Origin of the sequence: Neobacillus sp. OS1-2 (assembly GCF_030915505.1) — a bacterium.
In the GTDB taxonomy this organism is placed as follows: Bacteria; Bacillota; Bacilli; order Bacillales; family Cytobacillaceae; genus Neobacillus.
The window spans coordinates 4492890-4507953 of sequence record NZ_CP133265.1 but is presented as its reverse complement, the minus strand read 5'-3'; the positions used below and the strand labels follow the sequence as shown (position 1 = coordinate 4507953).

At 40.4% G+C, this 15064-nt stretch carries 15 protein-coding genes and 1 other annotated feature; of the genes, 13 read left to right on the top strand and 2 right to left on the bottom strand.

Translation table 11 applies throughout. The features are described from left to right. Positions 1-39: 39 nt before the first annotated feature. From RCG19_RS22475 to RCG19_RS22430, 10 genes are all read left to right on the top strand, one after another. Positions 40-2286: an AAA domain-containing protein gene (locus tag RCG19_RS22475; protein ID WP_308109001.1), complete on the top strand. Its 2247-nt coding sequence runs from the start codon at positions 40-42 to the stop codon at positions 2284-2286. 112 nt (positions 2287-2398) lie between these two features. Continuing rightward, positions 2399-3010, top strand: a complete 612-nt coding sequence (wrbA, locus tag RCG19_RS22470; RefSeq protein ID WP_166242630.1) for an NAD(P)H:quinone oxidoreductase — start codon at positions 2399-2401, stop codon at positions 3008-3010. 105 nt (positions 3011-3115) lie between these two features. Further along, positions 3116-3325: a binding site (T-box leader), on the top strand. A 93-nt stretch (positions 3326-3418) separates the two neighbouring features. Further along, positions 3419-4531 carry a glutamate 5-kinase gene (proB, locus tag RCG19_RS22465; RefSeq protein WP_308109000.1) on the top strand — a complete coding sequence of 371 codons (1113 nt, stop codon included), beginning with the start codon at positions 3419-3421 and terminating at the stop codon, positions 4529-4531. Between the two features lie 7 nt (positions 4532-4538). Continuing rightward, on the top strand, positions 4539-5780 hold the full coding sequence (locus RCG19_RS22460; RefSeq protein WP_308108998.1) for a glutamate-5-semialdehyde dehydrogenase: 1242 nt from the start codon (positions 4539-4541) through the stop codon (positions 5778-5780). Positions 5781-5874: 94 nt separating this feature from the next. Further along, positions 5875-8151, top strand: a complete 2277-nt coding sequence (locus RCG19_RS22455; protein ID WP_308108997.1) for an ATP-dependent DNA helicase — start codon at positions 5875-5877, stop codon at positions 8149-8151. A gap of 95 nt (positions 8152-8246) precedes the next feature. Continuing rightward, entirely contained in the window at positions 8247-9035 is a 789-nt protein-coding gene (locus RCG19_RS22450) for a hypothetical protein (protein ID WP_308108996.1), read from the top strand. Positions 9036-9055: 20 nt separating this feature from the next. Continuing rightward, entirely contained in the window at positions 9056-9913 is an 858-nt protein-coding gene (locus RCG19_RS22445; protein WP_308108995.1) for a DUF3307 domain-containing protein, read from the top strand. Positions 9914-10048: 135 nt separating this feature from the next. Further along, positions 10049-10303, top strand: a complete 255-nt coding sequence (locus RCG19_RS22440) for a FeoA family protein (RefSeq protein WP_308108994.1) — start codon at positions 10049-10051, stop codon at positions 10301-10303. Continuing rightward, positions 10293-11006 carry a FeoB small GTPase domain-containing protein gene (locus RCG19_RS22435; RefSeq protein ID WP_308108993.1) on the top strand — a complete coding sequence of 238 codons (714 nt, stop codon included), beginning with the start codon at positions 10293-10295 and terminating at the stop codon, positions 11004-11006. The genes RCG19_RS22440 and RCG19_RS22435 overlap by 11 nt, the downstream gene beginning before the upstream one ends. Further along, a complete protein-coding gene (locus RCG19_RS22430; protein ID WP_308108992.1) occupies positions 10984-12357 on the top strand; it encodes a nucleoside recognition domain-containing protein in 1374 nt (457 codons plus the stop codon). Before RCG19_RS22435 ends, RCG19_RS22430 begins: the two co-directional genes overlap by 23 nt. A 57-nt stretch (positions 12358-12414) precedes the next feature. Here the strand turns inward: RCG19_RS22430 and RCG19_RS22425 are convergent, their stop codons facing one another. Further along, complete coding sequence (locus RCG19_RS22425; protein WP_166242646.1) at positions 12415-12711, bottom strand: hypothetical protein; 297 nt, start codon at positions 12709-12711, stop codon at positions 12415-12417. Between the two features lie 136 nt (positions 12712-12847). Between RCG19_RS22425 and RCG19_RS22420 the strand changes: the two genes are divergently transcribed. The 3 genes from RCG19_RS22420 (at position 12848) to RCG19_RS22410 (ending at position 14356) form a co-directional block, all read left to right on the top strand. After that, complete coding sequence (locus RCG19_RS22420; protein WP_166242648.1) at positions 12848-13117, top strand: DUF1292 domain-containing protein; 270 nt, start codon at positions 12848-12850, stop codon at positions 13115-13117. Positions 13118-13222: 105 nt separating this feature from the next. Next, on the top strand, positions 13223-13471 hold the full coding sequence (locus RCG19_RS22415; RefSeq protein WP_166242650.1) for a hypothetical protein: 249 nt from the start codon (positions 13223-13225) through the stop codon (positions 13469-13471). Positions 13472-13570: 99 nt separating this feature from the next. After that, a complete protein-coding gene (locus tag RCG19_RS22410; RefSeq protein WP_308108991.1) occupies positions 13571-14356 on the top strand; it encodes an alpha/beta fold hydrolase in 786 nt (261 codons plus the stop codon). Between the two features lie 51 nt (positions 14357-14407). Here RCG19_RS22410 and RCG19_RS22405 read toward each other — a convergent pair whose 3' ends face one another. Further along, entirely contained in the window at positions 14408-14947 is a 540-nt protein-coding gene (locus RCG19_RS22405; RefSeq protein ID WP_166242654.1) for a helix-turn-helix domain-containing protein, read from the bottom strand. Between the last annotated feature and the right edge of the window lie 117 nt (positions 14948-15064).

Here is a 15064-nt window from a genome sequence, read left to right as displayed (position 1 = left end):
AATAGAGATAGAAGCTTACATCATTAAAGGAAGAGATTCATGACAAATACAGTAACCTACATAAAAGAATGGCAGCAGGCACTGCAAAGTGAAATCATCCATTTAAAAAAATACGGCAGTAACAAATTTAGTGTTTCAAATGGAAGGTTGCTATCGAGCGACGGCTCGTCTAGCTATTATTTTGATACCGCCTTTTCATTACGAATTCCCGTTGGATCTTCGATTCGTCTGGAATGGGGCGGCATGAAACAAAGTGGACGTGTGCTTTCTTCAGAAGGAAAAGGTGTGATGATTGCCCTCGAGAAATCCTTCGGAGACCTAATCCCACAGGCCTTTCTTTTTCACGATCCATGGGAGCTGCTTGAACACCTTATCCAACGACTGGATGATATCAAAAAAAATAAACAAAAACGGTTACGGGTAAAAAAATTAATGGATCCTTCAATGCCGGCAAAGCATCCAGATGAAAAAATAAAGAGCAATATCCACGAGTTAGTTTTACGTTCAAAATACAATCCGGTAACATTTGTTTGGGGGCCGCCCGGAACAGGGAAAACCTACACATTGGCGCGGACCGCGGCAAATAAATATTTTCAGGAAAAGCGGATCCTTATTTTATCGCACAGCAATCAAGCAGTGGATGTCCTAATCGCTGAAATTTCTACTTTTATTAAAAAGAAAAACCGCTTCCATGAAGGGGATGTTCTTCGCTATGGTTCAAATACTGGAGAGCAATTCGCAAATCATGAGGCGATCACCACGACACAACTGCTCCTAAAACAAGATCCACATTTGGCGGAGGATAAAAAGAAATTAATAGAAGAACGACATCATCTGAAGCAAGATTTAGCTCGTTCTTTTAGCAAAAGGGACACCGATCAATTGCTGGAGCTGGAGACGAAGATTGCCAGACTCCTTGACAAAATTCGCCAAAAGGAAATTCAGTTTGTAAAGGATGCGTTTGTTGTCGGATCAACACTGGCAAAAGCAGCGAGCGACCCGGCGATCTATGAAAAGGAATTTGACTTGGTTATTCTAGATGAAGCAAGCATGGCTTATGTGCCGCAGGCTGCATTCGCTGCATCACTCGGGAAACGGGTCATTATTTGTGGTGACTTTAAACAGTTACCGCCGATTGCTTCTTCAAGGGATTCTTTGGTCACAATGTGGCTAAAGGAGGATATTTTTCACCGGGCAGGTGTAGCCGATTGGGTGGAGAACGGGAAACTCCATCCTCATTTATTTTTATTAAAAGAACAACGGAGAATGCATCCGGATATTTCTGCCTTCACGAATCGGTACGTCTACCATTCCCTTGTAGGTGATCATGAAAGTGTTTTTAAAAGCAGAAATACCATCGTCGCAAAAGCGCCGTTTCCAGACCGGGCATCCGTTCTGGTGGATACGAGCTATTCCGGCACCCATTGCATGAATGAGAGGGCATCCCATTCTCGAATGAATATTTGGCAGGTGTTATTGTCGTTTCAACTCATTCATGAATCGTATTTAAGTGGATTACGTTCGATCGGATATGTTACACCCTATCGTGCCCAGGCCAATTTAATGGAGCTAGTTCTCGAGGATTTATACGATATGGAACGATCCACAGCTGATATTATTGCAGCGACCGTCCATCGATTCCAAGGCAGTGAGCGTGATGTCATGGTGTTTGATACCGTCGATGGGGAGCCGCAAACTCGTGCAGGCATGCTGTTAACGGGAAATGACAGCGAACGATTGATCAATGTTGCGATTACAAGAACAAAGGGAAAGTTTATTCATGTTAGTAACGGGTCCTTTATCCGCAAGCACGTATATAACGGAAAAACACTTAGACAGCTTGTGGAGCATCATGAAAGGCATCAGCAAACGATTGAAACAAGGGAAATTGGAACCTGGATTAGGAATCAGCATCCGAGATTACAATGGATGCATGCAAGAAAACTTGAAAAAGTATTCCAAGATGTAGCTGTGGCGAGGTCCTCTATTGTTATCTCTTTACCATCGCAAACTGTTCTTTCGCCGCAATGGCAGGGGACGTTACTCAATCGAAATAAACGGGTAAAATTAACCGTATTATCCGCAGAAGATTGGCTTGAGCTTCAGCCGGATTATCGGCTGGATGAAAACTTATCGTTTCCGTTTATTATCATTGACCAGCAGCTGCTGTGGTTGGGGTTGCCGATAGAAGGAACTCGTATAACCAAGCCTCCCTTTATTGCAGCAAGGCTTGATTCGGAGAAGGTATCCGAATTCTTTTTGGATCAATTTTTAAAAAAAGAGTAGGAATGGCAGTTTTTTCTGCTATTTCTACTCTTTTTGAATGAAAGCCTGGTTATTGGAGATGATAAATTTGTTAGTTTGGAATTTACTTTTTCTATAAAAAGGAGACTTGGGAATGACAAACGTAAAATTAGCCGTCATTTATTACAGTATGGGCGGAACGAATTATCAGCTTTCACAATGGGCTGCAGAAGGTGCAAAGGAAGTTGGGGCTGAAGTGAAGGTGTTAAAAGTGCCAGAACTTGCACCACAATCTGTGATAGAAGGAAATCCCGGCTGGAAAGCACATGTGGAAGCAACTTCACATGTGCCCGAGGTCAAATTAGAGGATATTGAGTGGGCTGACGCCATTATCTTTAGTGTTCCGACTCGATTTGGCAATATGCCGGCGCAAATGAAGCAATTCCTTGATACTTGCGGCGGTCTTTGGTTTAACGGTAAGACCGTGAATAAAGTGGTGAGTGCGATGTCCTCTGCGCAAAATTCGCATGGTGGTCAAGAGGCAACCATTTTATCATTGTATACTTCCATGTACCATTGGGGAGCGATTGTCGCAGCACCAGGCTATACCGATCCTGTTATCTTTGGTTCTGGGGGAAATCCTTACGGAACAAGTGTAACAGTTGGTCAAGATGGAAAAATGATTGAAGATGTAGAAGCAACGGTTAAGCACCAGGCAAAACGGACGGTAACTGTAGCTGAATGGGTGAAAAAGGCAAATCAATAATCATGTTAGGGCTGGCTAGGGAGACCTAGTTGGCTCTCTTTTTGTAAATTTTCAAATAATTCTATTGACATTTTTTCATTTTCTATGGATAATCAAAGGAAATTATCAAATGTAAACGGTAAGGGATTAGTAAATCATTGGCATGTGTAAGAGAGTGAAACCCATTGGCTGAAAGGTTTCTCACGGAAAGATGATTGAACCTGCCCTGTGAATACTGCTTATGAAAACATAAGCCGTTCCCCTCGTTACGGGTTCAAGTGGGTGTTGATGCACCAATAAAGGTGGTACCGCGGAAACGATTCTTCCGTCCTTTTTTTAAGGACGGAGGAATCGTTTTTTATTGTCCTTTTCTTGATCATGGTGGCACATAAATTTCTCTTAATTTTGTAAAGAAAGGTTCGAATGGAAATGAAAAAACAGCTTGTGGTGGTGAAAATTGGGAGTAGCTCGCTTACCAATGCGTCGGGAACGATTTCTGAAGAGAAAATCCGTGATCATGTGGAGGCACTCGCTTTTTTAAAAAGTGAGGGGAATGAGGTCATTCTGATTTCATCCGGTGCAATTGCAGCAGGATTTGGCTCGCTGGGCTATCCAACGCGTCCAAAAAGTACGGCAGGTAAACAAGCGGCAGCGGCTGTTGGGCAAGGGCTGTTAATGCAACAGTATATTCAGCTGTTTAAAGAGTTTGCTATGGTACCGGCGCAAATCTTATTAACTCGTGAAGATTTTTACAGCCAGACTCGGTTTCAAAATCTTTTTTCAACAATCCACGAGCTGCTTCAAAGAGGCATTTTGCCGATTATTAATGAGAACGATTCTGTATCAATTGAGGAATTAACCTTTGGGGATAACGATTTGCTTTCAGCCCTTGTCAGCGGTTTTTTGCATGCCAATGCCTTACTTATTTTAACGGACATTAATGGGCTTTATGATGGCAACCCGAAGGTTTCTCGTGAGGCAAAAAAGTTTAATTTTATTCCGGAGGTTTCGGAAGAATTGCTTGCTGTTGCTGGTGAAAGTGGTTCTTCCGTTGGTACCGGTGGCATGAAGTCGAAATTGTTGGCAGCAAAAAAAGCCCTGTCCCTCGGTGTTAGTGTCTTTGTCGGAACCGGTAGCGGCAAGGAAAAATTAATGGATATTTTAGCCGGAAAAGGCGATGGAACTTATATTGGCGGCCCATTTCAAACGCAAATGCAGATGAGAAAGCAATGGATTGCCTACCATTCACAGGTTGGTGGCGTCATCGAAATTGATGATGGTGCGGAAAAGGCTATTGTTTTTCATGGTAAAAGTTTACTGCCTGTCGGTGTCACGAATGTCATTGGTGAGTTTAATGCCCTTGATGTCGTAGTGGTTAGAAACCAAAAAGGGAAAACGGTTGGAAAAGGACAGATTTACTATTCTTCTAAAGATTTATTACGGGTAAAGGGTTTACCAAGTGAACAATCGAAAGGCTATTCAATAAACCAAAAAGCAGAAGTGATTCATCGTGATAATTGGGTCACCATGCCAAAGGAGTGATTGTGGGATGAGCGAGTTAATAGAAAAGGCCAGTAAATTAAATAAAGCGGCAAAACATATGGGGATGCTTTCTGCGGTTGAGAAAAACGCGGCATTGGCGAAATTGGCTGACCATTTAGTAACCGAAAAAGCTTGGATTTTAAGTGAAAATGCTAAGGATATTGATGCCGGAAAAGAAAATGGACTTTCATCGTCTCTTTTAGACCGGTTACTGCTAACCGAGGAAAGAATTGAACAGATTGTTGATGGCGTACGTCAGTTGATTCATTTAGAGGATCCAATCGGTGAAACGATTGAAGAGTGGGAACGGCCGAATGGTTTGCAAATTGAAACCATTCGGGTACCACTTGGAGTGATCGGAATGGTTTACGAAGCACGGCCAAATGTGACAGTTGATGCGGGTAGTCTATGTTTAAAAGCGGGAAATGCTGTGCTGTTACGTGGAAGTTCTTCTGCGATTCATTCCAATAAAGCACTAGTTCATGTCATGCGCGGGGCGCTAGCGGGAACGGCGATTCCAGAGGATGCCGTGCAGCTCCTTGAGGATACCTCACGCGAAACAGCTGCGCAAATGTTTAAATTAAACGAGTTCTTAGATGTTCTCATTCCACGCGGTGGGGCGGGTTTAATTCAATCAGTCGTCCAAAATGCCACGGTCCCAGTGTTGGAAACAGGGGTTGGTAACTGTCATGTGTTTATTGATGAAACTGCAGACCAAAAAATGGGGATTGAAATTGCGGTTAATGCGAAATTGCACCGGCCATCTGTCTGCAATGCAGCGGAGACGTTACTTATTCATGAAAAATGGCCATTTGTACCCGTGGTGCTGAATGCGCTTCATGAAAAAGGAGTTGAACTGCGTGGTGATGAAGGTTTAGCCGCGGCGTATTCTTTTGTCAAACAAGCAGATGAAAAGGATTGGCACACTGAATTTTTAGCCCCGATTCTCGCTGTGAAACTTGTCAGTGATGTGAAAGGTGCAATTGAACACATCGACCAGTATGGAACAAAACATTCTGAAGCGATCATAAGTGAAGATACAGAAAATGTTCGTTTATTTTTCAGAGCTGTGGATGCAGCTGTCCTTTATCACAATGCCTCCACACGATTTACAGATGGCGAGCAGTTCGGCTATGGCGCGGAGATTGGCATTAGCACACAAAAGCTGCATGCCCGCGGACCAATGGGACTGAGAGCATTGACGACTACAAAAGCGATTGTGAAGGGTAAAGGTCAAATTCGGTTGTAATATTTTTGTTTAGCGCAGATATGCGCTATTTTTTTTGCTTTCTGTTATACTTACTATACAAACATACATTCTATTTGAGGTGGTTGGTGATCAAGTGTCAGGCGATGTTCATATTTCTGTACGAAATTTGGTTGAATATGTGTTCAGAAGCGGCAGTATCGATGCCCGATTCCGCTCCCAATCTACGCTTTCAGATGGGACAAGGATTCATCAAAAAATCCAGAAAACCTATTGTGAAGGTGATCAAAAAGAGGTTTATTTGAGTATCGAAATTCCTTATGACGACCTCACATTTGTCATTGATGGCAGATGTGATGGACTTTTATTTGAAAATGACAAGATAACCATTGACGAAATTAAATCTTTCAGCCAACCGTTGGAACAATTGGAGGGAGAGGGTTTCCAAGTCCACTGGGCGCAAGCCAAAATGTATGCTTACATGTATGCAAAGGACAATGTATTGCCGGACATCTTTGTTCAGTTAACCTATGTCCATGTTGAAACGGAAGAAAAGAGATTTTTTAAAAAGAATTACACTTTCTCAGATTTAGAAACATTTGTTTTCCAGGTGATTGAAGGCTACACCCCATACGCGAAACTGCAGCAAGAGCATCACCTTCAACGGAATCTGAGTTGCAAAGAGCTAGCTTTTCCTTTTGAAAACTATCGCGCTGGGCAGAGGAAATTTTCCGGCGGTGTGTATAAAACCATTTTAGACGGTAAAAATCTATTTGCAAAAGCGCCAACCGGGATTGGCAAGACGATTTCTACCCTTTTTCCGGCAGTGAAGGCTGTTGGTGAAGGTCACATTAATCGGATTTTCTATCTGACTGCCAAAACGATTACCCGCACAACAGCGGAGGAGACATTTGCAAGAATGCGGTCAAATGGTCTTTGCTTGAAAGCTGTCACCATTACAGCCAAGGACAAAGTATGTTTTAAAGAAGAAACCAAATGCCATAAGGATTATTGTGAGTTTGCGGATGGGTATTATGATCGGGTTAATGAGGCAGTGCTTGACATCTTAACAAATGAAGCCGCCATGACTCGTCAGGTAATCGAATCGTATGCCCGTAAACATTCTGTCTGCCCATTTGAATATTCGCTCGACCTTGCCTATGCCGTGGATGCGATTATTTGTGATTATAATTATATTTTTGATCCGCGGGTATCCCTAAAGCGGTTGTTAGAGGAGCAAAAAAAGTCTACCGCCTTACTTGTAGATGAAGCACATAATCTGGTTGACCGCGGCCGGGAGATGTTCTCAGCCTCCTTAAATAAAGAGATATTTCTCCAATTGAAAAAAGACTTTAAGAGTAACAATAATGTGATATTTGAAGCTGCTAGTAAGTTGAATTCTTTCTTTCTTTCCTTGAAAAAAGCTCATGATAATAAAAGTGAATTTCTTTTAGAACAGCTTGATGTAGCATTTTTAGAACAGCTTACTCAATTTTTAAAGGAGGCAGAACAAGTTCTAAAATCAGAGAACTCTCCAAAGCTTTTAGAGGCTTATTTCATGGTGAATAATTTTTTGAAAATCGTTGATCTTGTAGATGGCCATTATGTGATCTATGGTGAGAGAAATCAAAACGATGTTACTGTCAAGCTGTACTGCATTAATCCAGCGAAACTGCTAAAGCAAATGGGGAAGGGCTATCGCTCAAAAGTTTACTTTTCCGCAACGCTATCGCCGTTGCCCTATTATCAAGATATCCTTGGCGGGGATGTGGAGGATTATGTTCAATCTATCCCTTCTCCATTCAGTGAAGAGCAGGTAGACGTTTTTATCAAGCCATTATCAACTCGCTTCAAGGATCGGGATCGGACGAAGGATTTCATCATAGCAATGATAAAATCTTTAATTAACCACCGACCAGGTAATTACTTGATTTTTTTTCCATCTTATCAATACTTACGATCCGTTTATGATCAATTCAAACAAGAAGATAAGGAAACGCAAACCATCATTCAATCCACTGGGATGACAGAAGTAGAACGGGAGGCTTTTTTGGCAGCCTTTGCACCAGATCAAAACGAAACATTACTTGGATTTGCTGTCCTTGGTGGAATTTTTTCCGAAGGAGTCGATTTAATCGGTGATCGGTTAAATGGGGTGGTAGTAGTTGGAGTTGGATTGCCCCAGCTTTGTTTTGAACGGAACTTGATTAAGGATCATTTCAACAAGCAGGGTAAAAATGGTTATGATTATGCCTATGTGTACCCTGGTATGAATAAGGTGCTTCAGGCTGGAGGACGATTGATTCGCTCAGAAATGGATCATGGAACAATTGTTCTTGTCGACGACCGTTTTTTACAAAAGCAGTATCAAATGCTCTTGCCGCAAGAATGGAAGCAGTTTACAATCATTTGAATACTTTTACTAATAAATCAAACGGGAATGTAGTTTGACTATTTACTCTAACTTTATTAAAATTAGATTAAATAATCTAATTAGGGTGAGTGAAGGTGCAAAAAAAGCATTATCCAATATCGATTTTTATATTAGATGTTAGGAATTCTTCTGCGAATAATGTGGGAGATGAATTGACTGTATATCTAGATGAAATAGTAAAAGGAATCACCATTTGGACGAAGGATGTAGATTCCACCCAAATCAGGCATCGTGCTGGAGATGAAATCATCTTTGTTGGCTACGGCTACTCAACAGCGTATATCCTTGCCTTTTTCCTCAGCAGAATTTGGAAATATCGTGGTCACCAACCATATTTTGGTTTGGCCTTTGGCGATATCGACCGAAGCCTGGAAGAAATAGACATTGAAAAATGGATTCATCCGTTAATTAAGCAGGCTCGCTATGCCAATGATTTGTTAAAACAAGAGTCAAACAGACCCCTTTTTAAATTTGAGCTTGACCAATTTTATCAGAGTCCTTTTGCATACAATCAATTTAGAAATGAATTTGAATCGTTATTGAATACAATACTGCATTTACAATACAGCTTAATTAAAGAGCAAACGAAGATCCAGGAGCAGGTATGTTCCACCTATTTAATTGTGCAGCAGCAAAAGGCAGTTGGAACCTTACTTGGCAAAACACCGCCGACCATTTCAAGTCATTATAAAAAAGGAAAAAGTGAAGAAATTCTGGGAAGCTTTCACGAGATTATTACCATTCTCAATTCTTTGCAGGAAAAGGCGTATAAGAATACATGGTCAAAAGGTGAGATACTAGTTCATTCAATCAGAAATCATTTGAAAGAAAATATAAAGACAGTGCTGGATCATAAGGACTAAACCAAATAAAGGGGGAAACCATGTTGATTTTGAGTTTACTACTCGCACATTTAGTGGCAGATTTTTATTTACAAACGGATGATATGGTAAAGGACAAGCAGAAATACATCAAGAAGCATATCACACATCATTTTATCATGACGACCCTCATTCTTGGCGGGTTCTTGATAGGTAATTTTAAAGCAGTGAATGTCCTTCCTTTCTTTATTTTTCCATTGCTTTTTATTGTTGTATCCCACTTCTTCATTGACTTCGTAAAAATAAAAATGCTTGATACGATAAAAATATCAAACGAGGAGAATTTGAAACGGCTTAGTTTTTTCATAGTAGATCAAGTACTCCATTTGTTAATGATCTTTCTAGCCTGTCATTTATTCATCGGAATACGCTTTACTAAAATAGTGGACGTATTTGAGGAAGGTTCAAAGATAGGTACGGTTAATGCTTGGTTGTTTATGGCGATCATTGTCGTGTTAACGACAAGTGTCAGTGGGCATGCGATTAGAATCCTATTAGGATCATTGCCGAATCAGCTTTTATCCTTTGAAGGAAGATATGCATTTAAGGCAGATCGGCAGGAAGATGGCTATGCAAATAAAGGAAAATTGGGTTTAACCGAAGAATACCACTATACCATTTTCTCCAAACACGACCTTTCCCGTGGAAAATTAATTGGCTATCTTGAGAGATTGCTAGTCTTAGTTTTAACATTTTACAGTGCCTATCCTGCCATCGGGTTTATTGTTGCTGCGAAATCGATTGCCAGGTTCAAACAAATGGATGACCGGAATTGGGCCGAGTATTTCTTGCTTGGGACGTTAACCTCCATGTTCATCGGCATCTCACTTGGGATTGTTTTACGTGAGGTTTTGACTTAATACCATCATTTTTTTAAGCTGCCACAATTGTGGGCAGTTTTTTTTATTTAAAGAGGTGGCATAATTGGGAGCTATTACATATAATTAAAAACAAATGTTGCGTACGGTCAAAACTTATGAAACGGGGAAAGAGATATGGATAAACCTAAAATAATTCAATTGGTCAATGGTGAAAAGGGAAATTTAATAAAATTAACCTCATTAAATTTAGATGGCGTGATGAGAAGGAGACTATTAGATTTAGGATTTGTAAAAGGAGCAATGGTAGAGGTTGTCCGTAAAAGTCCGTTAGGAGATCCGATCGCTTTTCGGGTCAGTCAAACGACCATTGCCCTTAGGAAAGAGGAGAGTTCTAGAATAGAAGGGGAGCTGGTTTCGAATGAGGAATGAGTTTCGAATCGCCTTAGCAGGGAACCCGAATACTGGTAAAAGTACGTTGTTCAATGCCTTAACAGGTCTAAGGCAGCACACCGGAAACTGGGCAGGGAAGACCGTTTCACTCGCGCAAGGAAGTGTTACGTTTAAAGATAAAACCTTTCATCTAATCGATCTGCCAGGTACCTATTCACTTTTTTCCAATTCTACGGATGAAGAAGTAGCAAGGAACTATATCGTATTTGAAAAACCAGATGTGACACTTGTTGTGCTGGATGCAACCTCATTAGAGCGAAATTTTAATCTGGCCTTGCAAGTATTAGAAATGACCAAAAATGTGGTGGTTTGTATAAATTTAATAGATATTGCGGAGCAACAGGGAATCCACATTAATGAGCGGATATTAACGAACCGGTTAGGGGTGCCAGTGATTAAAATTTCAGCCAGAAATAAGAAGGGATTTCCGATGCTTCTCGATACAATCGACCGGATCGTATCAGGGGTAATTGACTGTAACCCCGTTCAGTTGAAGTATCCGGCTGAAATAGAAGAAAAAATTAATAAGATTGAACCAAAAGTACGGGAAGTGGTGGGAGATCAGATATCGTCCCGCTGGGTTTCTTTAAGATTACTCGATGGAGACGAGATATTATTAAATGAAATTGACAAACGATTGAAGCAGGAGGGGGGAAAGAATGAGCATTCACGAACTTTATGAAGAGGCTCAGGGCTTGTCAACCACTAAACTAAGGGATGACATTGTTGAACATCTTTATAGCCGCAGCCACAAATTATGCAAAGATGGAATTACCTATACCAAATCGAAACGGGATGCACGGACAGAAAAACTAGATGCAATCTTTACTTCACCGATCTTCGGTTTTCCCATTATGATTGTGATGCTTGGAGTCCTATTTTATTTAACGATTGCAGGTGCAAATATCCCCTCATCGATGCTTGCTGAGTTTTTTGGTTTCATTGAAGGATATATAACCACTTTATTTACATTTCTGCATGCACCGGATTGGATTCACGGTGTCCTTGTTCTTGGGTTATATCGGGGTACGACTTGGGTCATCAGTGTCATGCTTCCGCCAATGGCCATTTTCTTCCCCACCTTTGCTCTTCTCGAGAATTACGGTTATCTACCCCGTGTTGCCTTTAATATGGACCGCTTATTTAAGCGAGTTGGAGCGCACGGGAAGCAATCATTGACGATGGCTATGGGATTCGGCTGTAATGCTGCGGCCGTAATTTCCACGAGAATTATCGAATCACCAAGAGAACGGATGCTTGCGATTCTGACAAACAATTTTGTCCCGTGTAATGGGCGCTGGGGAACATTAATCGTCTTAGCTTCTCTGTTTATGGCAGCTAATTTTACCGGCGGATTAAAATCACTAGTCACTACAGGAGTGATTGTTGGGATTGTTCTCTTTGGAATCATCGTCACTTTCTTTGTTTCCTGGGCACTGTCTAAAACGGCGTTAAAAGGAATTCCTACCCATTATACACTCGAGCTCCCGCCATACCGCAAACCAAAGATTTTTGATACGGTTATTCGTTCTTCAGTGACAAAGTCATGGTCTGTACTAGTCAGGGCGGTTAAAGTAGCCGCTCCTGCTGCCATTCTTACGTGGGTGTTTGCAAACATTTATATTGGGGACACTAGTTTCCTCATGTATGCTGTGGAATTTTTAGACCCATTTGGAAAATTACTTGGTCTTGATGGATATATCATGATGGCGTTTATCCTGGGGCTGCCGGCAAATGAAATTGTTCTGCCGATTCTCTTAATGGGGTATTTATCAACGGGTTCGTTAACTGAGGTTGATAGTTTGGTTGATTTGAAGCAAATCTTCCTTGATCATGGCTGGACATGGCTGACAGCACTAAATATGATGTTGTTTTCGCTCCTTCATTATCCTTGTGGGACGACATTATTGAATATTTTTAAGGAAACGAAGAGTAAAAAATGGACGTTTCTTGCCTTCCTTATTCCAACCGTTATTGCCATCCTTGTTCCGCTTGTTATTACGCAGACCGTGAAAATGCTCGGTATCCTTTGATAAAAAGAAAACACCCGTTTCTTACCGAGACTTGGCGGCAAAAAACGGGTGTTTCGTTTATTTCAATTTGCGGAATTCTTCTGTTACCACAAAAGCAAGGTCATCGTTACCGAACATAGATAGAACTCCCAACAATGTCTCGTTCGTAATTTCTCCTGCTTCTTCTTTAGATACGGTTAACTCAATAGCTTCTTTTAAGGCAGGATTCGCAGACTGGTTTGGATAGGCACGCAAATATATTTCTTCTGGATTTAAATCATGATTCACACACCATTGGGCAAAAACGAGAATCATCATTTTTTCCTCGGCCTGATAGTGTTGAATGATTTTTTCCTCTAAGTCTTTTTGACTCATACTGGTTTCTCCTTACATATCTTTATTCAATTTATTATAACGAACTTTATATGAATAGGAAAAATTAAAGGTTAAATTTTTTTGTTTTTAGAGATACTGTTTGGAGGATGATTTTTTTTAAAAAGGAGTGGTATACATGAGTAAAATTGAAGTGGGCGAAATCTTCACAATAAGCGATGAGAATGATGATGAACAAGAAGTAGAAGTGCTCGGAGTCATGACGATTGAGGATACAGACTATGTTGCCGTCGGTTTTGCAGAAGATATTAAACAAGAAACAGAAGACGATATAGATATATTCTTTTTAAAAGTTGATGCCGATGGTGACTTCTCTGCCATTGAAAGTGATGAGGAATTTGATAAGGTTTCTGCCGCGTTTGATGAAATGATGGATGAGGAAGAGTAAGTGAGAGGGAAACCTCTCTTTTTTGCTATTCAATTGGAAATATTATGTATGTATAAATGGTGTTGTGGAATAATAATATGGAGAATACTTAAAGAGGAGATTAGCATGTTAATTGAAGAAGGAACCAAATATCAAATTTCGCAGACAGCTAAAGAATTTTTTAATTCTGCTGAAACGATGACAGTGAAAAGTAATAATGGCGTTACGGTACAATTTATTCTGGGTGACAGTAAGGGCCATGGTTCTATGCCCGTCGATCACTTGCATTATTTATTGAAGAGATCTAATTTAACGATTATTCCAAATAAAAGATCATTATTAAATACTGATTTGACTGAAGAACAAATTGGCTAATATGGATGCATTGCTTCTACCAGAGGTAATGCATTTTTAATTTCGGTGAATTACTTTTATAATTATGGGTATCCACTAGTGTAAGGAGTGATTACTATTATGAATACAAAAAGTGTTAAATTGTCAGATGCAACAATTGGGTATGTTGACCAGGGTGAAGGGAACCCGATCGTTTTGCTCCACGGTTTTTGTGGAAGCTCCCGTTATTGGGAAAAAGTGATTCCTGAACTTTCAAAATCCTATCGCGTAATCGCACTAGACCTACCTGGGCATGGGGAATCAAGTATGGGAAAGGATGGTTACTCAATTGAGGATTATGCGGACAATATTAAGGGACTTTTAGATCAGTTACATATCCAAAAGGTAACGATGTTTGGCCATTCATTAGGGGGCTATATTACTCTTGCGTTTGCTGAAAAATATAGTGGCCATTTAAATGGGTTCTCACTTGTCCATTCAACAGCATTTCCTGATTCAGATGAGGCGAAAAAGGGAAGAATGGCAAACGTAGAAAAGGTAAACATTGAGGGAATAAAAGTCCTTATCGATGGATTAGTACCAAAGCTGTTTTCACCAGAAAACGTAGAACAAGATTATGTAAATACAGCTATAGAAATAGGATACTCAACTTCTCCACGAGGCGCCATTAGTGCATTAACTGCGATGAAGAATCGGATGGATCGCAATCATGTGTTAAAAACGACTTCATTGCCCGTGCTTTTACTAGCAGGTGAACAGGATCAAATCATACCAGCTGAGAAAACATTTTCAGTGAGCGGAGACAATATCCAACAAAAGATAGTAAAAAATGCTGGACATATGAGTATGTATGAAAACCATCAAGATCTGATTTTAGAAATACAGGAATATCTGGCAAGAATTTAGTAATTAAAGTTGCGAGGAACCAGCTTGGTTCCTCGTTACCTTTTTGAATTTCTATAACAGGTCATTTAGTTCTTTATCAGAATGAACGGCAATTAGGACGACCGCTTTCTCATTTCCGATATTTGTCACAGTATGCGGGACACATGCGTTCCAGCTAAAAGAATCCCCTTGTTCCAGAATAAAGGAGTCTTCACCCTGTTCCGCAAGTACTTTCCCTTCCAACACTAAATGACACTCTTCTCCTTCATGTGCGTGTGCATCTCCGATGGAAGCACCAGGTGGAAACTCCACACTTGTTAATCTTAGCCCACCTTTTGAGGTAATATGCTCGATCTTCAAATTATTTAAAGTAGAATAAGTTCTCTCATCTTTTCTAACAACCTGCATGTGCTGTTTCTTTTCAAGCAGCAAATAGGGTAGCGGAATATCCAAATAGGTTGCAATGGTTTGCAGTGTGCTAATGGATGGGGAGGTGTTGTTATTCTCGACATTGCTAATAAATCCCTTTGAAAGGCCGGTTCCTTCACACATTTGTGCAATGGTGATTTTTTTTCTATTTCGTATTGCTCGTATTTTTGAACCAATATCCATTTGGATCACCTCGATAGTTTTCTAATATAGAACATATTTATATATTAGCAAAAAAACAATTGACAATCCACCTCGAAAATTGTTATTCTATGTGTAACAAATATTCATATACAAAAA